This window comes from Paenibacillus paridis (assembly GCF_006345825.1).
GTDB lineage: Bacteria > Bacillota > Bacilli > Paenibacillales > Paenibacillaceae > Pristimantibacillus > Pristimantibacillus paridis.
The window spans coordinates 59,874-85,915 of record NZ_VCIX01000083.1; the positions used below are offsets into that span (position 1 = coordinate 59,874).

Annotated in this window: 19 protein-coding genes; 6 read left to right on the forward strand and 13 right to left on the reverse strand. The window is 46.8% G+C overall.

Features of this window, described 5'->3' with window-relative positions:
* Window positions 1-257: 257 nt before the first annotated feature.
* From FJQ58_RS12115 to FJQ58_RS12165, 11 genes are all read right to left on the reverse strand, one after another.
* Window positions 258-2,303: an alpha-glucuronidase family glycosyl hydrolase gene (locus FJQ58_RS12115; protein WP_139993693.1), complete on the reverse strand. Its 2,046-nt coding sequence runs from the start codon at window positions 2,301-2,303 to the stop codon at window positions 258-260.
* 36 nt (window positions 2,304-2,339) lie between these two features.
* Window positions 2,340-3,359: an endo-1,4-beta-xylanase gene (locus FJQ58_RS12120; protein ID WP_139993695.1), complete on the reverse strand. Its 1,020-nt coding sequence runs from the start codon at window positions 3,357-3,359 to the stop codon at window positions 2,340-2,342.
* Between the two features lie 19 nt (window positions 3,360-3,378).
* Entirely contained in the window at window positions 3,379-4,323 is a 945-nt protein-coding gene (locus FJQ58_RS12125; RefSeq protein ID WP_139993697.1) for a carbohydrate ABC transporter permease, read from the reverse strand.
* Between the two features lie 15 nt (window positions 4,324-4,338).
* Entirely contained in the window at window positions 4,339-5,316 is a 978-nt protein-coding gene (locus FJQ58_RS12130) for an ABC transporter permease (RefSeq protein WP_420799832.1), read from the reverse strand.
* A 91-nt stretch (window positions 5,317-5,407) separates the two neighbouring features.
* On the reverse strand, window positions 5,408-7,144 hold the full coding sequence (locus FJQ58_RS12135) for a type 2 periplasmic-binding domain-containing protein (RefSeq protein WP_202915260.1): 1,737 nt from the start codon (window positions 7,142-7,144) through the stop codon (window positions 5,408-5,410).
* Window positions 7,145-7,243: 99 nt separating this feature from the next.
* The gene (locus FJQ58_RS12140; protein ID WP_139993936.1) at window positions 7,244-8,971 is read right to left on the reverse strand and encodes a sensor histidine kinase; all 1,728 of its coding nucleotides are present in this window, start codon (window positions 8,969-8,971) and stop codon (window positions 7,244-7,246) included.
* A gap of 95 nt (window positions 8,972-9,066) precedes the next feature.
* Complete coding sequence (locus FJQ58_RS12145; protein ID WP_139993703.1) at window positions 9,067-10,647, reverse strand: response regulator; 1,581 nt, start codon at window positions 10,645-10,647, stop codon at window positions 9,067-9,069.
* A 78-nt stretch (window positions 10,648-10,725) separates the two neighbouring features.
* Entirely contained in the window at window positions 10,726-11,514 is a 789-nt protein-coding gene (locus FJQ58_RS12150; RefSeq protein ID WP_139993705.1) for a Nif3-like dinuclear metal center hexameric protein, read from the reverse strand.
* Window positions 11,515-11,712: 198 nt separating this feature from the next.
* Complete coding sequence (locus FJQ58_RS12155) at window positions 11,713-12,027, reverse strand: hypothetical protein (protein WP_139993707.1); 315 nt, start codon at window positions 12,025-12,027, stop codon at window positions 11,713-11,715.
* 77 nt (window positions 12,028-12,104) lie between these two features.
* Window positions 12,105-12,683, reverse strand: coding sequence for a hypothetical protein (locus FJQ58_RS12160; RefSeq protein ID WP_139993709.1), 579 nt, complete (start codon window positions 12,681-12,683; stop codon window positions 12,105-12,107).
* Between the two features lie 700 nt (window positions 12,684-13,383).
* Window positions 13,384-15,357 (reverse strand): glycoside hydrolase family 127 protein, encoded by a 1,974-nt coding sequence (locus FJQ58_RS12165; RefSeq protein WP_139993711.1) that lies wholly within the window; start codon window positions 15,355-15,357, stop codon window positions 13,384-13,386.
* Window positions 15,358-15,493: 136 nt separating this feature from the next.
* Here FJQ58_RS12165 and FJQ58_RS12170 point away from each other — a divergent pair, with 136 nt between their 5' ends.
* Window positions 15,494-16,366, forward strand: a complete 873-nt coding sequence (locus FJQ58_RS12170; protein ID WP_139993713.1) for a helix-turn-helix domain-containing protein — start codon at window positions 15,494-15,496, stop codon at window positions 16,364-16,366.
* A gap of 583 nt (window positions 16,367-16,949) precedes the next feature.
* Here FJQ58_RS12170 and FJQ58_RS12175 read toward each other — a convergent pair.
* On the reverse strand, window positions 16,950-18,407 hold the full coding sequence (locus FJQ58_RS12175) for an alpha-L-fucosidase (protein ID WP_139993715.1): 1,458 nt from the start codon (window positions 18,405-18,407) through the stop codon (window positions 16,950-16,952).
* Window positions 18,408-18,612: 205 nt separating this feature from the next.
* Window positions 18,613-19,641, reverse strand: a complete 1,029-nt coding sequence (locus tag FJQ58_RS12180; protein ID WP_139993717.1) for a dienelactone hydrolase family protein — start codon at window positions 19,639-19,641, stop codon at window positions 18,613-18,615.
* A gap of 270 nt (window positions 19,642-19,911) precedes the next feature.
* On the opposite strand from FJQ58_RS12180, the gene FJQ58_RS12185 reads away from it, so the two are divergent.
* The 5 genes from FJQ58_RS12185 (at window position 19,912) to FJQ58_RS12205 (ending at window position 26,039) form a co-directional block, all read left to right on the forward strand.
* Window positions 19,912-20,868: an ABC transporter permease gene (locus FJQ58_RS12185; RefSeq protein ID WP_139993719.1), complete on the forward strand. Its 957-nt coding sequence runs from the start codon at window positions 19,912-19,914 to the stop codon at window positions 20,866-20,868.
* 12 nt (window positions 20,869-20,880) lie between these two features.
* Complete coding sequence (locus FJQ58_RS12190; protein ID WP_139993721.1) at window positions 20,881-21,810, forward strand: carbohydrate ABC transporter permease; 930 nt, start codon at window positions 20,881-20,883, stop codon at window positions 21,808-21,810.
* 87 nt (window positions 21,811-21,897) lie between these two features.
* Complete coding sequence (locus FJQ58_RS12195) at window positions 21,898-23,403, forward strand: ABC transporter substrate-binding protein (protein ID WP_139993723.1); 1,506 nt, start codon at window positions 21,898-21,900, stop codon at window positions 23,401-23,403.
* A 136-nt stretch (window positions 23,404-23,539) separates the two neighbouring features.
* The gene (locus tag FJQ58_RS12200; RefSeq protein ID WP_139993725.1) at window positions 23,540-25,303 is read left to right on the forward strand and encodes a sensor histidine kinase; all 1,764 of its coding nucleotides are present in this window, start codon (window positions 23,540-23,542) and stop codon (window positions 25,301-25,303) included.
* Window positions 25,278-26,039 (forward strand): response regulator transcription factor, encoded by a 762-nt coding sequence (locus FJQ58_RS12205; RefSeq protein ID WP_139993727.1) that lies wholly within the window; start codon window positions 25,278-25,280, stop codon window positions 26,037-26,039. The genes FJQ58_RS12200 and FJQ58_RS12205 overlap by 26 nt, the downstream gene beginning before the upstream one ends.
* Window positions 26,040-26,042 lie beyond the last annotated feature (3 nt).

Genomic DNA, 26,042 nt, shown 5'->3' on the forward strand with positions numbered 1-26,042 from the left:
TTCCGCTAATATAGATCTATAAATTAGATCTATTTCTCAAAACCGCCGCCATACACTGCCCATTTGGGGCAACTCAGCCAAAATAGGTCTATTTTTTAGACCTATTCCTTCCATTTCGGCTGTTTCCGCTAAAATAGATCTATAAATTAGATCTATTTCTCAAAAACGCAGCCATACACTGCCCATTTGGGGCAACTCAGCCGGATTAGATCAACAATTCGTTCAAGTTCCCCCGCTTTACTGCCAACGCCCCGCCACTAATAAATCACCCTACCGCCTTCATCGGGTATGCCGGATTTTCGGTAGAAATACGTATTGATGATATCGCGCCACTGCTTCGCATGCTGCGACTGCTCGGCCAAGCGGGACGCAACGTCCGCAAACCTGCCAGCGTCGATTCTACCTTCCAAGCCCGCCCACTCCCGCTCCAGCCACTCCGCATCTTCAGCACCGCTAAAGTGGGTATCGTAAATATGCTGAATGACGGTTTTTCCACTGTGAAGCTTATGGGTATAAGGCACATGATGGAAAAAAAGCAGCAGTTCGTCAGGACAGGTGTCTACCTTCTCGTAAAGCGAAGCATTCGGCTCGGCGTATTGCGCCGTATATCCCGTTCCGGTCGCCAAAGTCCGATCAACGCCAATGCCGTCCCGATCTGCAAAATGATAGGTCCCCCACCTCGAATATTCGTAACCATCGACATCCGGCCCGTAATGATGATTGGGGGCCACCATCCAGCCGACGCCAAGCGGCGCGGTGTAACTCTCGTAAATCGACCAAGATTGCATCAGCATTCCACTAATCGCTGTCGTCACCATCTGATCGCACCCAAAGGTTGCCCTCACCCAATCGCGGGTAATTTCATCAGCAGTTATAGCTGGATTCCATGCCAGCCTACCATAACCAAACAAATTAGCCTGAGCAAGAATATGTCCCGTCCAGCTGTCGTCATCTCCGATATTGGATACAGCAGCCACCCCGCTATGTCTCATGCCAAATAAGGAGCCGTTCACGATTTTTTCCACCTCGGACCCTGCACCATTCACATGCGTATCGAAATCCAGAGCCTGCTTCCATTGCGGCACCAGATAACACAAATGCCGTTGCTGTCCGGTATACTCCTGCGTGATCTGGAATTCCATCACCTGATTCGTCTGCTTCATTGCGCCAAGCAAAGGCGAAACGGGCTCCCGAACCTGAAAGTCCATCGGGCCATTCTTGATTTGCAGCAAAACATTATCGCGAAAGCGGCCGTCCAGCGGCGTAAAATGATCAAAAGCCGCGCGAGCTCGATCCGTCTTCCGATCACGCCAATCCTGCATGCAGTCATAAACGAAGCAGCGCCAAATCGCCAGCCCGCCATGAGCTGCTAGCGCATCAGCCAGCATATTCGCTCCGTCCGCATGGTCGCGTCCGTAGGCGAAAGGCCCTGGCCGATGCTCCGAGTCCGCTTTGACGATAAACCCTCCAAAATCAGGAATATACGAGTATACCTTATCCACGGCCTGCTTCCACCAGCCTTGAACAGCGGCATCCAGCGGATCGGCCGTCTTCAGCTCACCCAGTTGCAATGGGGCAGCAAAATTCACGCTCAGAAACAGCGTCACCCCATAGCCGCGGAAAATATCAGCAACACCCGCAACGGATGGCAGCAGTTCTTCGGTAATAAACTTCGTTTCCAGCTCATGGACATTCACATTATTAATGGAAATCGCATTAAGGCCGACCGAAGCTAGCAGCCGGGCATAATCCTTTATTCTTTGCGTGTCTTCGCCAATCTTCCCGTTTCTGTAAAAAATCGAACGACCGGCATAGCCTCGTTCTATTGATCCATCTGCATTATCCCAATGGTTTATCATCCGCAGCTCATTCGTAGGGGATTCCTTCACAGCTAGCTCTTCCACCGGATTCCCTTGTCCAATGATTCGCAACAGGTGGAACACACCATACAAAACACCGATTTCCGATCCCGCAGCTAGGTTAATAAACGATTGCTCCTGCTGCTCGATGTACTGAATCGTATACCCTTCCTTGCCCAGGTTCCATTCTTCTGAGCCTTCCATCTCCGTTTGGAACCCGATGCGCAGATAACCACCCGTTTCCGGTTTTGTAACGAGGCTTGGGGTCATGTCCAGCATTGCTAAAATGCCTTTGCGAAGCTCCTCGACCGCTGTCGCTAATATCCCGGAGGGTGTCCCCGCAAAACTGATCTGGCCTAGTATACGTCTATATTTTTCACGCAACTGCTCATCCGGGACTTGGCTGTAATTCAGCCAAGCCTTGTAAGCTGTACTGCCCGTCATTCGTTCTGCCTCCTTGCTAACTCTGGCTGCATCTGATTAAACCTGCGATGCTTGCTTGATTACGCGCCAGAATGAATCCTTCGGCTCGTGTCGCTCATTAAACAGCATCGGCCAGTTTTTTCTGCCTCGTACGGGAAAATCGTTCAGCCAGGTATAATCATCGGCGGCGCCCCAGAAGGTTACGGCGTCGATATGGCTGCGATACTCCAGCAGCAGTTGAAACAAAGCTTCATAACGAGCTGCCTGAAGCTCCAGCATTTCCTCGCTTGGAGCAGTCAAATCGGTACGCTTATCCTCATGCCGGAACATCGACACATCAAGCTCTGTCAGCTGCAACCGCAGCCCGAGCGAAGCATATTTCTCAATGGCTGCACGGATTTCATCTAACGCAGGAGCATAGAGGCTCCAATGCGCCTGAAGGCCAATGCCGTGGATCGGTACGCCCTGCTCAAGCAGCGATTTAACCAAGGCATAGATCTTGTCGCGCTTAAGCGGATCGGATTCATTATAATCGTTGTAAAAAAGCTGGGCATTCGGATCGGCCTCATGGGCGAATTGGAATGCCTTAGCGATAAACTCCGGCCCTCCGATGTCCAGCCACTTCGATGGCCGCAGCAGTTCGGAGCCTTCATCCGCAATGACTTCATTGACAACGTCCCATGCGTAAATATCATCTTTGTACCGCGAAACAACCGTATCAATATGGGACTTCAAGCGGTCAAACAGCTTCTCGCGGCTAACCGTGCTGCCGTCGGCCTCCTGAAACAGCCAATCCGAGGTCTGGTTATGCCAGACCAGCGTATGGCCTCTCATTTTCTTGCCATGCTCTCTAGCGAACGCAACGATGCGGTCTGCCGCCTCGAACGTATACCGCTCCTCTGCCGGATGAAGGCTGACAAACTTCATTTCATTTTCGGCAGTCAGACTATTGTAATGGTGAGCGATCAGCCCGCCAGCCCGTTCAATGGTGCGCGGATTAACCGCAGCGCCGATATCGAATGCTGCTCCGAAAGCATCGGATAGCTTTGGAATACGCTTATTCTCCAAGTGATTCATCTCCTATCCTCCTCATTCACTAGCCCTTAACGCCGCCAACAGTCATCCCTTTGACGAAGTATTTCTGCAAGAACGGATAGACCATAATGATCGGCAAGGATGCCACAATCGTCATCGTTGCGCGAACTGCAAATGGCGTAACCGTATTCGCACCCGAATTTCCGGCATTCGCAAAGGCGTCACCCGCTGACTTCGTCGTCAGCGATGCATTTGAATTCTGAAGAATCTTTTGCAGCTCATATTGAAGCGTGCTGAGATCGATATTCGATGAATTGTACAGAAAGACGTCAAACCATTGATTCCATTGGTATACCGCTGAGAACAGCGCGACCGTCGCCAGCACCGGAACACAAAGCGGCAGGACGATACTGTAAAACATTTTAAAATCGCCTGCGCCATCAATTCTTGCTGACTCCAAAATGCTCTCCGGCAGCCCTTCGATAAAAGAGCGAATGATAATCAGATTGAACACACCTATCAAGCCCGGAAAAATATAAACCCAGAAGTTATTGATCAGTCCCAAGTCGCGGATAAGCAAGAAGTTTGGAATTAATCCACCGTTAAAATACATGGTCAAAATAAAGGCAATCGTCACAAATTTCCGCAGCACATATTCCTGCCTCGTAATCGTATAAGCAACCATCGCCGAGCAAAATACCGTGGCAATCGTTCCTATAACGGTTCTAAGGATCGATATGAGCGTAGCATGGAAGATTGTTGACTCCTTCAGTACATAAGCGTAGTTGTCCAGCGTCCATATCCTTGGCAGCAAATAAATACCGCCCTTGATGGAATCTGTCGCGTTGTTGAGCGAGACCGCGGCCGTATTCAGGAAAGGATACAAGGTTACAACCATTAGTAAGGTAAGAAAAATATAATTGCAAATATCAAAAATTCGGTCGCCGTTCGACGAGCGTATGCGGCTTTTTTTCGACGACACAGCTTTTGCTGCTGATTGACTCATGCTGTACCCCTCCTTCTAGAACAGTCTGGACTCACCCATCCGTTTCGCTAGATTGTTCGCTGCAAATAGTAAAATGAAGCTAATGATCGTTTTGAACATGCCCGCCGCAATCGAAAGCGAGTAGTTGCCTTGCGCAATTCCGTATTTTAGAACAAATATGTCAAGGTTTTCGGAAAAGTCGACGTTCATGCCGTTGCCCAGCAAATATTGCGGCTCGAAGCCCGATTCCAGCAAATACCCGATATTCATAATCAGCAGTACGATAATGACCGGTTTAATACCCGGAAGCGTGACGTACCACATCCGTTTGATGCGTCCTGCCCCGTCCATCTCTGCCGCTTCATATTGAGCAGGATCAATCATCGTCATGGCAGCTAAATAAACGATCGTATTCCAGCCTACATCCTTCCACACGGAGCTTGCTCCGAAGATGCCCCAGAAATATTCAGGAATGCCTAGAAATAAAATTTCCTCGCCCTTCTCAACAAAACCAGTCCAAAGCAAAATCTGATTAATAATGCCATCCGGCGATAACGTCGTTTGGACAATGCTTGCCGCAACGACCCATGAAATAAAATGCGGCAAATAACTAACCGTTTGCACGATCCGTTTAAAAGCAACCTTGCGAACCTCATTAAGCAGCAATGCCAGCGTAATCGCCGTTACAAAGCCGAGAACCAGATTGATTCCGCTCATCGCCAGTGTATTGCGCAAGACACGGATAAAGCGTTCATCCTGAAACAAAAATTGAAAATGATCGAACCCGATCCATTTCTGCTCACCGAAGCTTTTGGCCGGCTTATAGTCTTGAAATGCGATGGTCCACCCCCACAGAGGCATGTACTTGAAAATAAACAACCATACTAGGAATGGAACAGACATCAGAACGAGCACGCGCTGCTCGATCAGCTTGATACCAAAATATTTCAGTCCTTTTGGCTTCTTAGGCAACACCAGGCTTGACGTTGACATTGTTGGTTTACTATCCATCATATCTCTCTCCTTCCGGACTGAATCAGGCGAATAAGAAGAAGGACCGGCTTACACTTGCATAAGTCCGGTCCTCCACCGTTACTTAACCCTTTTATTTAACTGCTTCAATCAGCTTTTTCACTTCTTCCGTCGTCCATTTCTCATAGGCTGCCGTGTCCAGCTTGCCGAAAGCGTTAGTGTACTCTGTCCACACCGTCTCAAAGTCAGCCGGTTTAGCCAAGACGAGTTTCGGGAAATACTTTTTCGTAACTTCGTCTTTCTTCGTTTCCCAAATTTGCTGCGAGGAGCCTTGCTCCTTCGGAATGCCCCATGCTGGATACCATGGACGGTCATCTGGCGCTGCGAACATTTCCGAATAGGTTTTCACACCATATTTTTCGAGAATAGTTTTGTCTTCATTGGTCAAGCTCATTTGAAATACTTCTGCTTGCATTCCCGGCGCTACGGAGTTGCCATCTGGCAAGGATGATCCGTTGTTGTACAGCGGCCAGTTCCAAGAATAATACTTAAAGCCAAACTTTTCGTTGAAAGGCTCATCAATCTTGGCGATTTGCTCTTCTGTACGGTACATCCGACCTTGATCGTTGACTTCGTACGTTTCCCCTTTAATGCCCCATTTTTGAAGAATTTGGTTCTCGTCTGTCAACAGATTATCCAAGTACTGAACGATGCGTTCAGGGTCCTTGGCACTTACGGTAATGCCCATGCCGCGGTTTTTAACAAAGCCAGGAGGGTCAAGATATTGGTCCTTTTGGCCGTCAAATGTAATCGGAAGCGGGTAGTATACAAAATCATCCTGCGTCGGGTCTACTTTAGCTGCGTCTTTAAGCGCATTTTGCGCATTGGCAAACTGCCAGCCGTAATCGAAGAATCCAACCACTTTATGAGAAGTCAATTTCGCCAAATATTGATCGTAGTTGTCTACAAAGGAAGCTTTATCGAACAAACCATCTGCATTGATTTGATTCAGCTTCTGCAACCAGCGCTTCGTATTCTCATCTGCTGCATATGTCTTCGCATCAAACGTGTTCATATCGACAATGACATTTCCGTCATTCGGATAACCTGCCAAATGCATTGGCGGGTTTGCTGTTGCGAAAAACCTCCAGTCATGTGTCAGGGCTACGTAACCAGTTAAGTCCTCATCTTTGTGCTTCTCCACAAAGTTCTTGATGAGTTCCATGTATTCGTCAAGCGTTTTGATTTTTGGGTAGCCAGCTTCTTTTAACACGCGGCGTTGAACCCAGAAAGCACCTTGGTTGATATTTGGATCTGGAATATATTCTCCAACTGTATTAGAGAAAGGCAGGAAGTAAATTTTCCCATCCGCAGCTTTCATTTGATTAAAATATGGACCATATACCCGTTTAATGTTCGGACCATATTTCTCAATAAGGTCATCCAGGGCGATAAAAGCACCAGCGTCTAAAATTTTGTCGATTGCAGCATCCGGAATCATGACATCCGGATAAGCATTGGAAGCAATCATCGTTCCAACCTTCGTATTCAGGTCACCGACCAAATGCTCAATTTTAAAATTGACACCTGTCTGGTCCTCCAAAATTTTTCCGATTGTTGTCTCGTTTGTGTTCGTATCCTTAGCTGCGGCTACGCCGTTAAAATAACTAAAGGTTACTTTTTCAACTGGCTTTGTGTCTGAATTTGTCGTTTCACTAGGGTTGTTCGTGCTGTCTGTTGGCTTTGTATTTCCGCCATTGCTATTCGAGCATGCAGCAGTAAATACCATGAAAGCAGCCAAACAAATCATTACCATTCTCTTTTTCACTTTTTCTAACCCCTCTCGTGTTCGATTTGTTTTTGTAAGCATTTTCATTATAAAAAATGCCATGCACTTTGATTACCCATTAAACTATAGTTCCTGCTTAGGAAAGCATATATCTTCAATCGCTGGCCAGCAGCAGCATCACTATTCCAACGGAACCCTAACCCGAATATACGTGCCTGCTCCGGGGCTGCTCTCGATCAATAAGTGAAAACGATCGCCATAGATCAGCTTCATGCGGTAAATGACATTTTGCACACCAATCCGCTCACCGATCTCTTCCTCGCTGTCTAAATAACCGTAAAACTGCCTAACCTTGTCCTCATTCATGCCGATGCCGTTATCTCTAATGGTAAAGATCAGCTCATTCGCTTCACGCTCGACCTTTACCTCAATTTTGCCTCCATGCCTCAGCGGCTCGATGCCGTGAATGCTCGCATTCTCGACAAAAGGCAAAAACATCATTTTCGGCACCGGACAGCCTTTGGCCGAAGGAGCAACATCAATGTGGTAATCCATCCGGTCCTCAAAGCGGTACTTCTGAATTTCCAGAAAACAAACAATAAATTCAATTTCCTCGCTTACCATCACGCGGTCCTTGCCCCATGTGAGCGAGGTTCTAAATATTTTAGCCATATTATGAATAATTTTCGCTGTCTCCGTCTCATCCTTAATCAGGCTGCGCATCCGGATCGTTTCCAGCGCGTTGAATAGAAAATGCGGATTAATCTGGCTTTGCAGTGCGTTCAACTGAGCCTTCCGTCTTTCCAGCTCAAGAGACTTTGTTTGGATGTCCGCAACATACACATCATCAATCAAGCTTTTCACCTGGATGGTCATTCGGTTGAATTCACTTGTTAGCTGTCCGATTTCATCCAAGTATTCGCCTTGCTTGATCGTATCAAAATTTTGGTTTTTCACTTTTTTCATATGCCGCAAAATTCGAACCAGCCGCTCGTTCAAGGAACGCGTAATCCATAAAATAATTAATGTCGGAATAAAGATATTCAGGCAGGCCAGTACAAAAATAAACTCTCTCGACTGCCGCACATCCTTCAGCACCTCTTCCTCCGAAATCGTCGCAATAATGCGCCAGTCCTCCAAATAACTCACATACGAGTATTCGGCCTGAAATTCAATCGCATCCTTCGGAAACTCCAGCGCCTTATAGGCAACGGAATCCATGCGCCAATCTACCGCAGGGTCCGTCGTGAATTCGATGTCCCCTTTATCGTTAACTAAATAGATATTGCCCTGTAAATTCTGGTTCTGGAAGATTTGCTCGATCGTGCTTGCCTTCAGATCAATCTTCAAATACTTTTGCCAATGGTTTTTGGATTCAAAATAGTTCATGGCACGAATGATGCTAAACGTATTTTTTGCAGTGCTTGTATCCGTTTTCAAATAAAGGTCCTCTTGCTGCGTCCGGACAAAGATCGGGTAGGCGTCGTCCTGCTTATTCAGCATTTGGTACCAGTCGGTTTGCTTCATTTCACTCGACAAATAGCCAATGCCGCCCGAATGCAGCATCGTTGGATTTTCCACGTAAAATTTAATGTTTTGAATAGAGGTATACACCGGGGGATAAGTATTCAAGATTCTGCGAAAATAGGTATCATAGGCCTCGATATAGGCAGCTGGCTCGTCATAGTCGGTTTCCAAGATTTGATTCAAATTGTAATCCGTATAAAAGACCGATGAAATCGTAACGGCATCCTCAACCTCAGACCGAAAGTCAATGTTGATCTGCTCGACCGCGCGCGAGATGTCCTTCATGCGTTGATTTTTAACATTATTGGTGGTCACATTGTAGAACAGCACGTTCGTGAATACGATTGGAATAAAGACGCAAAAAAGATACAGAATGAGCATCTTGTTGCGCAAACGGACATTATTGAGACTCAGGCGCAGCTTCACGCGAATATTCCCCTTTTTTCCCGAAAACGGGATGATGGTAGAGAGCAAGCTTACATCAGCTTGTTGCGGTACTCCGTTGGTGTCATATGCTCAATCTTCTCGAACTGGGTCACAAAATAATCCGCATTGCTGAAGCCAACCTTTTCCGCTATTTCATAGACCCGCATCGAGCAGGATTGCCGAAGGAGCCGCTTCGCTTCGTTCACTCTCAATTGAAGCAAAAATTCATTGAAATAGACGCCGTAGGTTTTCTTAAACAACTGCCCCAAATAAACGGGATTGATATAAAACTGGGCAGCTATGCTTTTGAGGCTTATATTTCGGGAAAAATTACCTTCAATATAGGATTTGATCTTATGGATGCCGCCTTTCTGCTGTTCCTTTCTGAGCTCCGTAACTAACTGCCCGCTCTCTTCGATGAAAGCAACAAACAGCCTCTTTAGCTCGCCAAGCGTCAGGTTCAAATCATGCCAGTTAAGCAGCGGCTCCAGCGTGGATAACCTATGCTCTTCACCCTCCATATCGCGAATCGTCTTCATCACTCTCATGAGGCATTGCTGAACATTCATTTTCACAGCTTCTGGGGCGTAATGCTTCTGCTCAAAATCATCGAACCACTGATCAACGGTCGCTCTGATCTCTGCCAGCTTCTGCTCCTCGAACTGCTCCATAAATCGGTCAAGCCGCAGCTGGTCAAAGCCAATATAATTCAGCTGCTCCGACTGAATCTGATCATAGATCACGATTCTTTTTTTCTCATGGCTGTACTTATAAAGCAAGGCTTCCTTAGCTGCCATATAGGACTCGCGGATACTCGGCAGACCAGAGACTAACGAACCCGCATACAAAAATGCACGCGGGCCGAAATGAGCATCGAGCCCCATTCGCAGCTTAAGCAAAAAGCACTCAAGCTCCCCATTAAACGGAGCTATCCGCACACGAGGCAGCAATATGCCTAGCCGATTCCGATGTTCATGCATGCAGATCAACCGGTCAGAAGCCGTTAACCGGAGAAGCTCCTCGCGGACGGCATCCCTAAACCTTGCATCGGATATTTTCAGATCGGACGGCTGCCATTTATGGTTGTCATTCAATTCGGCAAACAGATACACGAGGGGCTCCCCATGCTTCAATTGAAGATGCTGCTCCCATTCTGCAAGAGCGACCTCATCCGCTTCCCCTAGAATAAGCGATTTGATCATTTCGCTGCCGCGCTGCCGTTCCCTGCTGGCTTGCTCCTCATTCTCTCGCTGAAGCTCCACATTTAATTTTCCAAGAATATGCGACAGCTCAATATCATCAATCGGCTTCACGACAAAATCATGCACCCCATAGCGCATCGCCTGCTGTGCATATTTGAAGTCATTGTAGCCGCTCATAATAATGAACGTGGGCTGTGTTCCCTTATCTGTCGTTACAAGTCTAATCAATTCCAATCCATCGATTACGGGCATCCGAATATCGGTAATCACAAGCGCGGGCTTAAGCGTCTTAATTAATTCAAGCGCATCCTCGCCGTTGTCGGCTTCGCCCACAATATGAAATCCGCAGCCTTCCCAGTCGATCAGCTTTCGGAGGCCCTTTCGGGTATAGACTTCGTCGTCTACAATAATCGCGCTGTACAATGCCATCTTTATTTCCTCCTTTTAGACCTCGATGATGATTGATGATATCCTCTGTCTGGCTTGTTATGCAGCTATGAAGCCGTTTTACACTACTTGAAAAAGTGGTTCCACCGGAATAAAATGAACCGGGAGCATCGGAAACCGTTCACTCAGCCTGCGAGCCGCTAGTTCCATCCCCGGCTGCTCGCTCTCCGCATGCCCTAGTACGATAAGCGATTGACGTTTCCCCATAGCTTGAGCATCGCGCGTGTACTCTGGCGTCTCCCACTCTGGACCTTCTCCATAAATAACTAATTCTGCATGATATTCCTCAAATACCGGTATTGCGGTATCTCTGCCGCCGCGATAGCCTGCTAACAGCGCAATTCGGCTGCAATTCATTGACAGCTCTCCCACGGCGCGGACGTACTGGAGAGACAGTTTTCTTTTGATATGGAAAATGACCTGATCGACGCTCGTTTCCGGCATCGTCAGCAGCGCTGCCTCAGGCCGATGCTCCGTCACATAAGCTTCCCAGTCCAAAGCCCGGATTAATCCCTCCATAATGCCGTCGGGCTGACTGCGATGGAGGCCATCATGAAACCGATAGACCGCAAGGCCGTTCTCCTCCAAAAAGCGCCTCTTGGCAGCGGCAACCAAATTTTGCTCTTGGTTTGTGACATCATGATGGCTATAAAATAAGCCTTCATGTGAAATGATCAAATTGGCGCCTATACGCACCGCTTGCTCCAGCACAGCCTGCGTCGCCATAAAGGTTACCGCAATGCCCATTACCTCAGCTTGCAGGTCGCCAAAACACAAGCCATCCACACTATGATTTTGGGGGTCGGCTGGTCCCTCCAATGCATCCATCACATCCTGAACGTTTACCATCGCCAATCTCCCCTTCCTTTAAAATGGTCAGACTCCTCAATTTAACTAAATTGTAAGTTCAAAAACAATGGAGCACAATGTAAAAAGTATAGGTGGAGCCCTGGTAATGTATAGGAATCTTGCGGGAGCGGAAGTGTTTCATAGCAAAAAGAAAGCCACATTCGAGGTGTGAGCTCGAATGTGGCCATATAATATTTTTTATATATAATATAAATAATCAATAATTTTTCCTAAACCAATCTTTCTGGCCCCTGTCTGTATTGTTAAAGTGTTTCCGGTAACGATAAATGGAGATATATTTTGATATGCTTCGTTTTCTACATTGGGCATTTCGATATTCACCTCATACCAATTACCTCTTATAAACTTTTCAATATTATCAATTGGAGTTATCGTGCCTGAAAAAATTAAATTATTGCCTAAATTAATACCCGGCCTATTTATAATTTTTGTACTTATATCATGTGATAAACCAGACTCCAGAAAAATAATTTCTGCTTTCAGCAATAACACATATGTCCCCCTCCCCATGGATCTATGAGTATTTCTTATTGCAATGAAATTAGCATTTTTAGAAATACTAGTTTGCATTACTGCTGCAAATTAACAACTTCATCCACAATATTCGTAAGTATATACTCGCTATCAGAAGGTACAATCGTAATGCATTGGTGATTTTTCAGTAGAGAACTACAAGTTTCTAGTCTAACTATCAGACTTTCCTTCCAATCCTTATTCAAGAATGGAAAACAAAATATAGACTTGCCCTGCGCAAGCCCAATAGCTACTGTCGCATTCCATCGCTCATTGCTGATCAAGTGCAAAGGTCGATTCATTCGAGTTGGCGAAAGTTCCAATTGTTCTACTAGGTTGTTAATCGACGGCTTAGGTAACACTACATTTTCTTCAAGTAATTGCTCAACCGTAGGATAATACTTCAATCCCCATTTATTTCTTTTATAAAGAATATCGCCAACATAACAGCTATGCTGCCTTAACCTTCTCATATCCCACTTTTCATTATCTCCTGAAACGATATCTCCAGAATTAAGCTTCGCTTCTCCCGCCAACGTATAGGACAGAGCCCATGCACCCGCACCCGAGTTGCTTACAACACCATAAACAGTAGAATTACAGAAATTATGACTAAAATTAATCAACTTATCCACTTTAGAATCTATACCTAAAATACTTGGCTTGCAGCGAACGGACACGTTTTTCAGTTGAAGACCTTCTATAACTATGTAACTTACCTCCCTGCACATTGTAAGATTGATCTAAAAGTATCCTCTAGTTATTAAATCAATAAACTAAAATCCCTAGTACAGCAGCAAATTATAGCATATCCATTATAAATAATCTCAACCCACCTGTCAGAATTTTGCTTCAATATGCTTACTCCTATCTAGGTGCAGAATAACGGGAATTGCTCCCGGTAATTTATCGAATTTGAATATTCCGCTGCGTTTAGATGGAATTTTTCCCTATAATTCCACATTATACGCTTATATGAACGAAAAACAGTTGAATTAGCGGGAGCAATTCCAACTATTTCTTCTCTGCCCAGCGTCTAGAACTATTTTAGTGGGAGCAATTCCATCTAATGCATAACGATTCATTAATCAGCCCATACAAAACATGAAAACAGCTCATTTCGGTATCTGCTTAAATTCGTGTTATATAAAAACTACAACAATAAAACACCCCGAAATTGTGCTCAGAAACCATCAAGGTTATCCGAGGTCCATTTTCGGGGTGTGCGTCATGCATCATATCAATTAACCTTCTGCTTATCCCTCAAGCAGAACGGGATGATCACTTTGTTGACCGTTCTTACTGCCGTTCCTATAAACGTTCCTACAAACGTTCCTAAAACCGTTCCTTCACCCAAACCGCCATCTCGCCTTGGCCGCGATTGGCCCAAGCGTAGTACGGAATAAAGGTTACTTTGGCTGACTCCAAAGCCGCTTCCGTGTTGGTGCGGTACAGCTGGCTTCCCCACTGCTCGAACTGAAGCCTTAGCGCATCCGCTTTAATGACCTGTATCCCGCCAATCAGCTCGTCGTTGAAGGACAAATCAAGCTCGGCATCCTGCGGCAGCAGAAGCTCCTGAAGCTGCGCGCCGTTATCCGCTTCCTCTATGCAGTACACGAGCGGACCACGCTGCAATGCAACCTTGCCCGCATTCTGCTTCACGAGCGGATGGCTTCTCACCCGCAGAATCGGCATATCGAGTGTAAGCTCGACGATATCGCCAGCAGTCCAAATTCGTTCGATATGCGCGTACCCATCCACGATGTTCCCCTCAATGGCAAAAGCTTCTCCGTTCACGAGCACGGCTGCTTTTGAGGACCAATCCGGAATACGAAGCGCCAAGGTGAATGAAGCAGGCTTCTCTACGGATACCTCAAAGCGCGCTGTCCCTTCCCAAGGCATGCTCGATTGCTGCTTAAGCTGCACTTTCGTAGCGCCTAGGGAGAGCTCCGCCTCGCCGCCAATATAAAGATGCGAATAAATGGTGTTTTCTTTCGTCGAATACAAATATTCGCCCAGTGATGCCAGCAAGCGGGCAATATTCGGCGGGCAGCATGCGCAGCCAAACCATTCCTGGCGGACCGGTTTCACATGGTTGAAGTTTTTGTTTTTCCCCTCGCAAACCTCCGGCGTAACTTCCAGTGGATTCACGTAAAAGAAATGCTTGCCATCGCGCGACATGCCCGCAATAACGGTGTTGAATAATGCCCGCTCCATCACATCCGCATAACGGCTGTTAGGCTCAAGCTGCAGCATACGGTGAGCGAAGAAGATCAAGCCGATCGAAGCGCAAGTCTCAGAATAAACCGTGTCATTTGGCAAATCATAATCGAAGGAAAAAGCTTCTCCCTGAGCCATCGAGCCGATTCCGCCCGTAATATACATTTGCTTCGAAGCAATATTGTCCCATAATCTGCGGCATGCCTCAAGGAGCGACTCGTCCCCGGTCTCCCGAGCTACATCAGCCATGCCTGCAAGCATGTACACAACGCGTACCGCATGGCCAACTGCCGCTTCCTGCTCCCTTACGGGCACATGCGCTTGGAAATATTCAGGTTTAATATGAATTTTGTTATTGCTCCAATGCGTTGTTCTTCCGCGGCGGTCTGCCTCTTCTTCGAAGAAGTTTGGCAGCTGTCCGCGTTTATCGATAAAGTAGCTGCTTAGCTCCAAATACTTGCGGTTGCTTGTCGTTTCATAAAGCTTCACCAGCGCAAGCTCAACTTCCTGATGGCCGTCATACCCGGCAATTTGGCCGGGGCCATCCCCGAATACTACCGCAATGTCATCTGCAATCCGGCAGACGATATCGAGCAGCTGCCGCTTGCCTGTAGCCCTATAGTAAGCGACGCCAGCTTCAATCATATGCCCAGCGGAATACAGCTCGTGGCATTCGGTCAAGTTGGTCCACTTCTTGTCTGGCTCCTTAATCGTGAAGTACGTATTCAAGTAACCATCCGGCTGCTGCGCCTTGCCTATAATGTCGATCATCTCGTCTGCTACCTGCTCAAGCGCCTCATCCCGCTTCGTCTCCAGCAAATAAGCAACCGCTTCTAACCACTTGGCTACGTCGGTATCTTGAAACACAAAGCCGTAAAAGTCACCTTTCTCCAAACCAGCTGCAATCTTAAAATTGCTGACCGCCCCGCTTCGTTCCGCGCCCTCGACCCGGTCATTTATCGCATCCCATTGATAAGGCACCACAACGTCCCTAACCAGATTAATATAATAATTCCAAAAATCATCCTTTATCTTCACTTGCTTCAAGGATACCGGCTTTGCGTGATCTTGGCTAATCGCTTGTCCCATTTGCACTGCTCCTCTTCCAACATTGTTTAAATTTCATGCTGCTGATTTCTATTTTATGCGTTAGAATGGAACATAACTACAAACACAAATAACCTATTTCTTATAAAATATCACACAAGAAAGGAGCTGATCATCGATGTCAGAAACGTCGGAGCATGTCTATTTTTCGGCGCCACCGCTTCCCTATTACCTAGAAAGTGGCGTAACCCTTCATCGGCCTGGCGACCAGCACCCAAGCCGAAAGCAGCTTGGCGTATTTGATTTGCTCATCGTGGAAAGCGGCTGCTTGTTTATCGGGGAGGAGGAGCATAGATGGTCATTGACGGAAGGACAGACCCTTCTGCTCCTTCCCGATCTATATCATTATTCCGTCAAACCCTCAGAAGAGAATACCGTGTTCTATTGGGTCCACTTTCAGGCTATCGGGCAATGGCAGCAATCCGGTCTGGACCATGCCATTTTGAACCACGAAGAGCACTATAACCGTTTTCTAACTCCCCTCTATTCGCTTCACCTTCAGAAAGCATGGACACTGCCTTATCCCGAGCAAGCTTATCGTTTAATGCGGGCGCTGAACAAGGCCGGAAGCGAACGCCAATCTAGTGCTTTTTGGACGCAGCAGCAAACCTTCGAGGAACTGCTGCGCATGATGGATTTGCGTCAAAACGAAAGCTATACCAGCCCTGTGGTCACGCTCGCCGAGAAGACGGAAGTTTACATCAAGAACAATTACCGTACGGAGATCACGAGCAAAACCATGTCCGAATCGCTCAATTTCCACTACAACTATATCACCCGATGCATGAAGCAGGTGTACGGCATGACGCCGATCGATTACTTAGCCAAATACCGATTAGAGCAAGCGAAGCTGCTGCTGCTGAAGACGGAGTGGCCGGTTGCTGAAATCGCGCTGCATGTAGGCTTCGAGAACGTTCCTTATTTCTCCAATTGCTTCACCCGACAGATCGGGCTGCCCCCAACCAAGTTTCGCAAGCGTTATATGAGTTGATTTTGTTTCAAATGACTACCAAATAGCCCTAAATGATATAGGGAAAGTAAATTGTAAGGAAACGATTTACGCCTGCATTTGAAGGCAACCGCTTTAAAGCTAATACACAAGCAAAAGTACAGGACTAGCTACACTGTATTTCTGCAGGCAAATGCCTGATTACTTCAATCGCTAAGCTCGTATGTTGTAGAACGTACAATATAAGCAGCTATTTTAGAGCTAAAAGTAACACACAGGGCTGATTCTAATGCATCCATACAACATAGAAGTATCATTTAGACCAAACAGCATAAAGTTCCTGCAGCCGTGCAGGATAGGCAGCTAGATGAGAATCCGCATCTCCGAAATGACCATCAGAACCGATTGGTAAGCTCACCTTGCAACTGCTGTGAACAAAAAAAGCAGGATCCTTTTGGCCAAACTAATGCCAAAAAGACCCTGTTTCATAAGCGTATCCGAAGGGCAGACGCACTCCCCCTCTATTCGGTGCCGTTCTATTTCATTAAGCGGCTTTCCTCCAGCCATAAAATCGCCGTCACGCTGCGCGGATAATTGGAGCAGCATGGGGATTCTTCTTGGCTAATTAATCGATATTCAAGCTAAACACGACTGGAGCCGCGCTTTGCACCTGTTTTGTCTTTATGATTAGAGCTTCTTCCGTTCTCTCCCATACCGGTTGCTCATCAAAGCCCAAAATGCTGATGTCCTTGATAATTCCTTGAAAATCATGAGATTTCTCCCGCAGCGCTTTTATTTTCACCACTCCGTTCTCCGGATAGACAAGCACGATTGCATACAATCGGCTTCCCTTCACCGTAAAGCGGATATCCTCGCTCGTGAACGCTTTTGTCTTCCCGTCCGTGAATTGGCCCTCCTCAACCAAGGTTGGTCCTTCTCCAAACGTTCGCCAAAAGGTCGTATCGTAGATGGCGTCGCCGTTCAACTTTAGCCAATCGCCGATTTCAAGCAAAATCTCCTTATCCTCTTCCGGAATCGTGCCATCTGCGTGAGGCCCCACGTTGAGCAAAAGGCTGCCGTTTTTGCTGACGATATCGACCAAATCGCGAATAATTTCAACGGATGTTTTATAATCATTGCCCGCCGTATAGCTCCATGAGTTTTTGGCTACCGCCGTATCAGTTTGCCAGAAATAGGGCTTCAGCGCAGCGAATTGCCCCCGCTCCACATCAGGCACCGCGGTTCCGAAATGAAAGGCCTCGTGCTTGTAATTAATCGCTACCTCTATTCCCCATTCGACGGCTTTGTTATAGTAATAGGCTGCGAACTTTTTGAGATAAGGCTTGAAGGCCGCCGTTTGAATCCACCAGTCGAAATAAAAAACTCTCGGTTGGTACTCATCCACAAGCTCACAGCATCTGACCAGCCAATCCTCCAAATACTCCTGGCTCGGAGGTGAGCCATACAGATCATGATGGTCAGGCTCCGGCATCGACGGCCAATAGAAATCTCCCCGCGTGAGCGGCTCCTTGATATCCGATTCAAACTCCTTGCCATGCGAGAGAAAGAACCAGTGCTCGGCCCGGTGAGAGGACACGCAAAACGTCATGCCCCGCTCCTCAAACGCGGCTTTCATTTCAGCTAATACGTCTCTCTTTGGTCCCATCTCATAGGCATTAAAATGAGACAATTCGCTTCTATACATTTGGAAGCCATCATGATGCTCCGCGACAGGCATCACATATTTTGCGCCCGCTTGACGGAACAGCTCCGCCCACTCATCGGCATTAAAGTTCTCCGCTTTAAACATCGGAATAAAATCCTTGTATCCAAAATCCTTATGGTCGCCATACGTTTCAATGTGGTGCTTATATTCGTCCGAGCCTTGGATATACATGTTCCTTGGGTACCACTCATTCTTAAATGCAGGTACGGCGTAAACGCCCCAATGGATGAAAATGCCGAATTTCGCTTTTTTGTACCATGCGGGAACCTCATATTCACTTAATGAATGCCAATGATCCTTGTATTTTCCATTAGCAATCGTATCCTCAATCGTTTGTAAATAGCTCGTTACGTCCATCCTCATCATCACTCCCTCAGTAGTCGTTTCTATATATATTCTAGCGATGAGAGGAGCCTAAACAAAGGTTTAAAACTATCATTCTATTGGATGAGAATAACTTTTGTGCCTTCCCAGTCCGATCATTCGCGAATATAAAAGGGATGCTTTCCTCTTCGGCACACGGAGTCACTCCGCAGCCGATCAGAGAAAGCATCCCTAAGAGTCACGCTAGGTTGGTTAAAGCATTTTTCAGCCAATCGTAAGCCAATCGCCCGCTTATTTCGTGAGCACCGGGAAATATATCCGTTTCAAGCTTATGCCCGGCTCCTTCCGACTCGTAAATGGCTTTGATTTCTGCAGCAGCCTTGCGAAAGCCGTTCACTGGAAAGATCGGATCCTGCTCGCCGGACTCCAGAAATAGCGGGCGCGGTGCAAGCAGTCCAATCAGCTCAGGCAGCTCCGCGTGTACGAGCAAGCCAGGCGTATAATTATCGATGCAATGATGAACGGCAAATATGCTGTCTTTGACCGTATTCGTAAAGCCCATCAGCACCGTTGCTTGAAGCCGGGCTTCCAATACGGCAGCCATATAGCCGATCAGCGCCCCGCCGGAGAAGCCCATCACGCCAATGCGGCCCGCGTTCACCTCTGGCCGTGAAGCTAAGTAACCGTAAGCCTTTAACGCTTCGGTTACGCGCAAGCCCGTCAGCGTCTTGCCTAGCATCATCAGCTGCGTAGACAAATTGTAGCAGGAGCTTGACGTGTCGGGATCCTTCACCAAGTCAGACAGCAATCGGCGTTCACCGAAGCCGATCACATCTGGCGCGATGACGACCATGCCCCGCTTGACCAATTGAACCGCAAAATGCTGATGAATGCCCGGTTTCTCTTCATCGGCCGTACCATCCTTCCGAAGACCGACGATCTCGCGACTGCCATAACCATGGCCATGTAGGGCGAGCACGCCGGGCAGAGGCCCTTCTGCATGGTCTGGAATTAGTAGATAAGCCGCAAAGGTCAATTCCGGCGTAGCCGACAGTTCTACCCGCTCGCGGACAAATCCATCGCATTGAACACGCTCCAGCCGTTTGGGAGCATGCCCCAGATTAGACTCGAATTGCCCGATGACCTCGCGCAGGGCAGCTTTAAGTTTGGGTCTTCTTTCATTGCGAAGCTCGCGCTTCGCATTAGCTTGGTGCTGGCTAACTGCCTCATTATATAGCTTGTTTAACAAAGAATCGCCATTCCACATCAGACCATTCACCGCCTTGTCTAGCTTTTATGATCTTGATACGTCCATTCATGGAGCACGTTTCATAAAGAAGCCCGGGCTATGGCAGAGTACCTGCATTGGAAGCCAGTACAACTAATCACGATTACACACCTGCCAGCAAAATTTTGGGAATCTAACGTTTGTTGACTACGGTATCAAGTTTGTTGTCTAGAACGACCCAATCCTCCTACTATACAATGTACCTAACAAGTGCAGCACACCGCGAAGACACCGAAAGGAGTGAAAGGCATGAAATCGACAGTTCAGCTCCAAGATAAAAGAAAGCGCTTACGAATTCGTTGGCACAAGCAGGATACGGAACTCACCCTCTTGGCATTGCCGACAACGATCTGGTACATCCTGTTTTGTTTCATCCCGATGTTCGGGATCATAATTGCCTTCAAAAACTTCAGAATTAGCGGCGGATTTTTGAGCAATGTCTTCAATAGCCCTTGGGTAGGCTTCAAAAACTTTGAATTCTTATTCAAGTCGAATGACGCTTGGATCATTATTCGAAACACCATTGGATACAACATTATCTTTATCGTCTTAGGCATTGTGTTGCCCGTCCTGCTCGCTATTATGATCGGACTGCTCCACAGCCGCAAGGCGAGCAAAGTCTATCAGACGATGATGTTCCTCCCCTATTTCCTATCTTGGGTTGTCGTCTCGGCGGTAGGCTGGGCGTTCCTAAGCTTTGACAAAGGAATTGTCAATCAGATGCTAGTCAATATGGGCGGCGATCCTGTGAACTGGTATATGGAGCCGGCATACTGGCCCTACTTTCTTATTCTCTTAAATGTCTGGAAAGGCTTAGGCTACGGCATGGTCATCTATCTGGCAACCATCACAAGCCTGGATAGCACCTATTATGAAGCAGCTGTAATTGATGGCGCTTCCATTTGGCAGCAGACGAGATACATTACCTTGCCCATGCTCAAACTTGTTATCGTCATGCTGTTCATCTTGGCAGTTGGACGGATATTCTACACCGACTTTGGCTTGTTCTATCAGGTCACCCGAGATTCCAATTCTTTGTTCAACGTGTCTACCACCATCGATGTCATGGTGTACAAACAACTGAAATCCGCTACTTTAGGGATGGCGGCTGCCGCCGCATTCGTGCAGTCGGTTCTGGGCTGTGCAACGATTCTAATCGCTAACTGGATTGTTCGCAAAATTGATCCGGATAGCGCGATGATGTAAGGAGGTCACGCCATGTCAACGAAAACGACTTATGAATCAGGCCTTGAGAAATTCAACCGAACAAGCAGCGTCGTAAACCTCTCTTTCCATCTGATATTTATCGTCTTGGCGCTGCTTTGCGTCATCCCTGTCATCGTTGTTCTATCCATCTCCTTGTCCAGCGAGGACTCCATACGGGAGACAGGTTACCATCTGCTGCCGGTTGCACTCTCAGGTGAGGCCTACGCCTATGTAATCAAGCAGGGAACGATGATTTTGCGGGCGCTCGGCGTATCTGCTCTTGTTACGGCGGTGGGTACTGTGCTTGGCGTACTGCTTACCACCTCCATGGGTTATGTGCTTTCTCGCCCAACCTACAAGCTGAACGGCTTCCTGACCTGGATCGTATTCATCCCCATGATCTTTAATGGCGGTTTGGTATCGAGCTACTTCATTAATACAAATCTATTGGGACTTAAAGATAGCGTATGGGCGCTTATTCTACCGCTTGCCGTCTCATCGTTCAACGTTATTATATGCAAAACTTTTTTTAAAAGCACGATTCCCGATGGCCTGATTGAATCTGCCGAAATAGATGGAGCAAGCCAGCTGCGGATCTTTTTCTCCATCATCCTGCCGATCTCCCTGCCAGTTATTGCAACGATTGGACTGTTCCTCTGCTTCTCTTATTGGAATGACTGGTTCCAATCAATGCTGTATATCGACAACCAGAACCTCTATTCACTGCAAGCGCTGCTAAATAGCTTGATGAGCAATGTGGATGCCCTTGCCAAAAATGCCGCAAGCATGGGCGTTAGCTATGCCGTGCTTGTTGCAACAATGCCGAAGGAATCGGCCCGCATGGCTGTAGCCATTATCATCGTTCTGCCTGTAGCCTTTGCCTATCCGTTCTTCCAGAAATATTTTATCTCCGGATTAACGATCGGCGCTGTCAAAGGATAAGACACGAAATAAGCCAGGCTTGCTTGGTTTATGATAGATCGCTGTACTACGCGTACGGTGAACCAACTTCAATAAGGGGGAAATGAAATGAAGAAATCTTGGAAGCTCGTCTCTATGCTTTGTACGCTCACCCTACTGGTGGCTGCCCTAGCCGCCTGCTCCGGCTCGAACTCTCCAGCTGCAACAAATGCGCCAAAGTCATCTAATGCAGCCACAGATGCACCAAAGGATACCGAGACACCTAGTAAAGATATTCCGACGCTCGTCTGGTGGACAATCGGCGGCCAAGTCCCGAATAATTTCGGGAAAGCTATCGATGCTATGAATGCCTATACAGCTGAGAAGATTGGTGTAAAAATTGATATCAAGGTAGCCAGCTGGGGCGAATGGGATACCAAAATCAACACCATTGTGAATACGGGCGAACCTTTCGACATTATGTTCACAAATAGCGGTAAATACAGCAAGCAGGTAGCGATGGGAGCTTTTGCCGATCTCACCGATCTGGTTCAAAGTGAAACTCCTGAATTATACAAATTGATTCCGGAAAAGGTATGGGATGGGACGAAAATTGGCGGTAAATATTATTCCGTTCCTACCTATAAGGACTCTGCGCTAACGCAATATTGGGTATACGATGATAAATACGTGCAGAAATACAATATCGATATCAACAGCATCAAAACACTTCAGGACTTGGATGCTCCTTTGCACAGCATAAAATCTGGCGAAGGCAAGAGCTTCTACCCATTGCCAATGACACAAGGCGAAGGCTTGAACGGTTTCTTTAACAACTATGACGATCTAACGCTCGGCTTCTCTCCGATTGGCGTCAAAGCTGACGATGCATCACGTACCGTTGTCTCTGTTCTTGAACAGCCTGACATTATGGCCGATCTGAAGCTCCTGCACCAATGGTATCAAGATGGCATCATCAACCCTGATGCTCCAACGAAAACAGAGAACGACAAAGGCAGACCATTCTTTGCAGCACAGGCGTTCCCAGGCGCGGAAGTAAGCTGGCAAATCAATGATGCCGTTCAAAAGTATGACATGGTTCAGCATTTCGGGCCTATTTATACAACAAGTACGATCCAAGGCTCCTTGAATGCCATTTCCGCGAATTCGAAATACAAGAAGGAAGCTTTGAAGTACCTCGAATTAGTGAACACAGATCCAAAACTGCGCAATATGCTTGCATTCGGTGAGTTAGACGTGGACTACAAAAATGTCGATGGCGAGAAGGTCATCGAGCGTACTTCCGATACTTGGCCGCTGGCTGCATACTCGCAAGCTACGTTCTTTAACTTAGCCGTTACCAAAGGCGCTCCTGAGGATCAGTGGGATCAGGTTAAAAAGCTGAACGATGCAGCGACATCTTCCACTCTGCTTGGTTTTGCGCTGGACATCAGCAATCTTCAAACTGAAGTAGCGAATTGCCAATCGGTATGGGATAAATACAAGTATGAACTCATTACTGGCGCTTCCGATCCTGAGAAAGTAATTCCGAAGCTTACCGCTGAACTAAAGTCTGCTGGCATGGACACGATTATGAAAGCAGCCCAAGAGCAAATCAATAGCTACTTCAAGTAAAACAACAAAGCATCCCTTATAGAGACACTCTGTATGGGATGCTTTTCTTTTGCTGCCTATGAAGCTTTGCATAATCATGTTAAAGTGGTATGGTAAACGCTTACTTTATGGCTAGCTGCTGCAATTGAGGTGCCCTATGAGCTCTTTTTTACAAATCAAAATTTACCGATACAAGTTTATTGCCTATGTCATCTTCGTTGTAACCATTGGACTCGCGCTTGGCATTCTGACCTGTGCCATGCTGCTGAATCAATGGATTGGCGATGCCCGTTTAGAGGCTGCAAATGCTTTCGCTGGTGTGGAGAATGAACTGCAGTATGATGCCGACCGAATTGAGGCTTATATGCAGCGCATCTACTCTAATCACGGTCTGATGGATGATGCCCGCAGCTTTTTAAGCAGCAGCGCCGAAGGCTACTTAACCAATAGTTTGGAAAACAGCCAATTCTCACAGCCGCTAGTATCTTTTCCAGAGGATATAAAAACCTATTTATACAGCTGGGCGCAAGGCGGAATCACGCAGGTTAGTTTGCATACCAGCCAGTATGGCAATGTCGTACACTTTAACGATAACGGAATCGCAAGTTTCCTATTCGGTCTTCCGAATACAGATGAAGCTTTCCAAGATACCATTCTTAAGGGCTTCGTCTATCGCAAGAAACTATCGGATCCAGCACTCGGCTCTAAGGAATTAGGGGAGCTTCGCTTCTTGGTCAGCAGTGAGCGAATCTTTAAATCCATTCAAAATTATCGATTGGGAGAGGCCGCTGCAGTTAGCGCTTCCGGTGAAATCTATCTTATCGGCAGCGGACAAGGCCAAAGCTTCAAGGAATTATCCCTTCTTGCGGCAGCGAATGGACGCAGTCATGGTTATATCTCGAAGGGACTTTTTGAACACAGCTTTTTTATCACCTTTCCTTCAACCAAATTCAATTTCAAATTCGTTAGCATTGTTGATTTATCCATGTTGATTCGGCAGCATGCCAAGATGCTGTTCACCATCTTTCTGATCGTATTAACGACCATGATTAGCGTGCTGCTGCTCATTGTGTACAATTTGCGGGATGATTCCCGCTTCCTGCACCGCATTATTCAATCGATTGGACGGGTAAAAACAGCCAATTTCACGCCTAATCGCCCTGCCCGCTACCGCCGCAATGAATATGGCATGATCGCAAGGGAATTAGACGATATGATCCAGCAGTTGGATAAACATATCCGCAATGAATATTTATTTAAGCTAAAACAGCAAGAAACCGAGATGAAAGCTCTTCAAAATCAGATCAATCCCCATTTTCTATACAATACGTTAGAGGTGATCCGCTCCACGGCCCTGGTTAACCAGGATAGGGATACCGCAGATGCCATCGCTACCTTAGGAGCGCTTTATCGCGAAATCGTCAAAAAAGAAAATATTATTACGATTGCAAGTGAGCTGGAATTGCTGCATAAATACTTAGAGATTATGGAATTTAAGTATCCAGAACGTTTTTTCTATCAAGTCAATGTAGACCCTGCGCTGCTCTCGATCCCTACCGTGAAATTTTGGATGCAGCCTTTGGCCGAGAACTTTTTCATCCATGGATTTAACGCAAGCCATGAGTTTAACCTTTACATCGTTAACGGCTGGGAAGGCGAACATGAGTATGTATTGGAATTTGTCGATAACGGGCGCGGCATACAAGCCGAGCGTTTAAACGCCGTGCGAAGCACGCTGTCCAATCAGGATGATACTTCCTCCGGGAGCATCGGTTTGCGCAATGTATACACAAGGCTTCATTTCTTTTACGGGAAAAGCTTTTCTATTGAAATTGCAAATAACGAGGAAGCTGGCGTTAAAATTTCTGTACGGATTCCAAAAGAGGTGACCACGAATGTACAAACTGCTGATCATGGATGATGAGCCGCAAATTTTAGAGGGAATGAAGCGAATCCTGGACTGGAAACAATACGGCTTCAGCCGAATAGATACATGCGAATCTACGGAAGCGGCCATGTCCAAGGTTGTAGACCTGCTGCCGGATGTCGCGATTTTTGATGTCTGCGTTGGCAAGGACCTTGGTTATGAAACGATCCAAAGACTGAACGAGCTCCAAATCCCAACCAAATATGTCATTATGAGCGGCTATAGTGAATTCAAGTATGCCCAAGAAGCCATTCGCTGCGGCGTTAAAGACTATCTGCTCAAGCCTCTGGATCGTACCAAGCTGCAGAAAGTGATTGAGAAAATTATTATTGAAGATCTTCATGGGACCATAGGCAATGCAAGCAGCGAAAGCTTGAACAAGGACCCGGTGCTAGGTGTGAGCTATGACAGCCTCTCCAAGCTTGTCAACCGCATCCTGCTGATGATCAAAACCGAGTATACACAAAACATCACTTTAAAATCGGTGGCAGAGCTCTTCCAGATGAACAGCACCTACCTTGGACAATTATTTCTTAAAGAATCAGGAATGAAATTTTCAGAATATCTAATGGCTTATCGTATGCTGCTCGCCCAGGAGCGCATCCAATCAACAGATGAGAAAATTTCATCTATCGCCATTTCCGTAGGCTATAATAATCTCAATTATTTTTATACCCATTTTCAAAGCTTTTTCGGGAAATCACCCTCTGATCTGCGGGGAAAAGGATAACAA

What these genes read in the sequence shown, in the direction of transcription:
- FJQ58_RS12115 (WP_139993693.1), bottom strand. Translation starts at nt 2,303, where the DNA reads ATGACGGGCAGTACAGCTTACAAGGCTTGGCTGAATTACAGCCAAGTC.
- FJQ58_RS12120 (WP_139993695.1), bottom strand. Translation starts at nt 3,359, where the DNA reads ATGAATCACTTGGAGAATAAGCGTATTCCAAAGCTATCCGATGCTTTC.
- FJQ58_RS12125 (WP_139993697.1), bottom strand. Translation starts at nt 4,323, where the DNA reads ATGAGTCAATCAGCAGCAAAAGCTGTGTCGTCGAAAAAAAGCCGCATA.
- FJQ58_RS12130 (WP_420799832.1), bottom strand. Translation starts at nt 5,316, where the DNA reads ATGATGGATAGTAAACCAACAATGTCAACGTCAAGCCTGGTGTTGCCT.
- FJQ58_RS12135 (WP_202915260.1), bottom strand. Translation starts at nt 7,144, where the DNA reads ATGCTTACAAAAACAAATCGAACACGAGAGGGGTTAGAAAAAGTGAAA.
- FJQ58_RS12140 (WP_139993936.1), bottom strand. Translation starts at nt 8,971, where the DNA reads ATGCTCATTCTGTATCTTTTTTGCGTCTTTATTCCAATCGTATTCACG.
- FJQ58_RS12145 (WP_139993703.1), bottom strand. Translation starts at nt 10,647, where the DNA reads ATGGCATTGTACAGCGCGATTATTGTAGACGACGAAGTCTATACCCGA.
- FJQ58_RS12150 (WP_139993705.1), bottom strand. Translation starts at nt 11,514, where the DNA reads ATGGTAAACGTTCAGGATGTGATGGATGCATTGGAGGGACCAGCCGAC.
- FJQ58_RS12165 (WP_139993711.1), bottom strand. Translation starts at nt 15,357, where the DNA reads ATGGGACAAGCGATTAGCCAAGATCACGCAAAGCCGGTATCCTTGAAG.
- FJQ58_RS12170 (WP_139993713.1), top strand. Translation starts at nt 15,494, where the DNA reads ATGTCAGAAACGTCGGAGCATGTCTATTTTTCGGCGCCACCGCTTCCC.
- FJQ58_RS12175 (WP_139993715.1), bottom strand. Translation starts at nt 18,407, where the DNA reads ATGGACGTAACGAGCTATTTACAAACGATTGAGGATACGATTGCTAAT.
- FJQ58_RS12180 (WP_139993717.1), bottom strand. Translation starts at nt 19,641, where the DNA reads ATGTGGAATGGCGATTCTTTGTTAAACAAGCTATATAATGAGGCAGTT.
- FJQ58_RS12185 (WP_139993719.1), top strand. Translation starts at nt 19,912, where the DNA reads ATGAAATCGACAGTTCAGCTCCAAGATAAAAGAAAGCGCTTACGAATT.
- FJQ58_RS12190 (WP_139993721.1), top strand. Translation starts at nt 20,881, where the DNA reads ATGTCAACGAAAACGACTTATGAATCAGGCCTTGAGAAATTCAACCGA.
- FJQ58_RS12195 (WP_139993723.1), top strand. Translation starts at nt 21,898, where the DNA reads ATGAAGAAATCTTGGAAGCTCGTCTCTATGCTTTGTACGCTCACCCTA.
- FJQ58_RS12200 (WP_139993725.1), top strand. Translation starts at nt 23,540, where the DNA reads ATGAGCTCTTTTTTACAAATCAAAATTTACCGATACAAGTTTATTGCC.
- FJQ58_RS12205 (WP_139993727.1), top strand. Translation starts at nt 25,278, where the DNA reads ATGTACAAACTGCTGATCATGGATGATGAGCCGCAAATTTTAGAGGGA.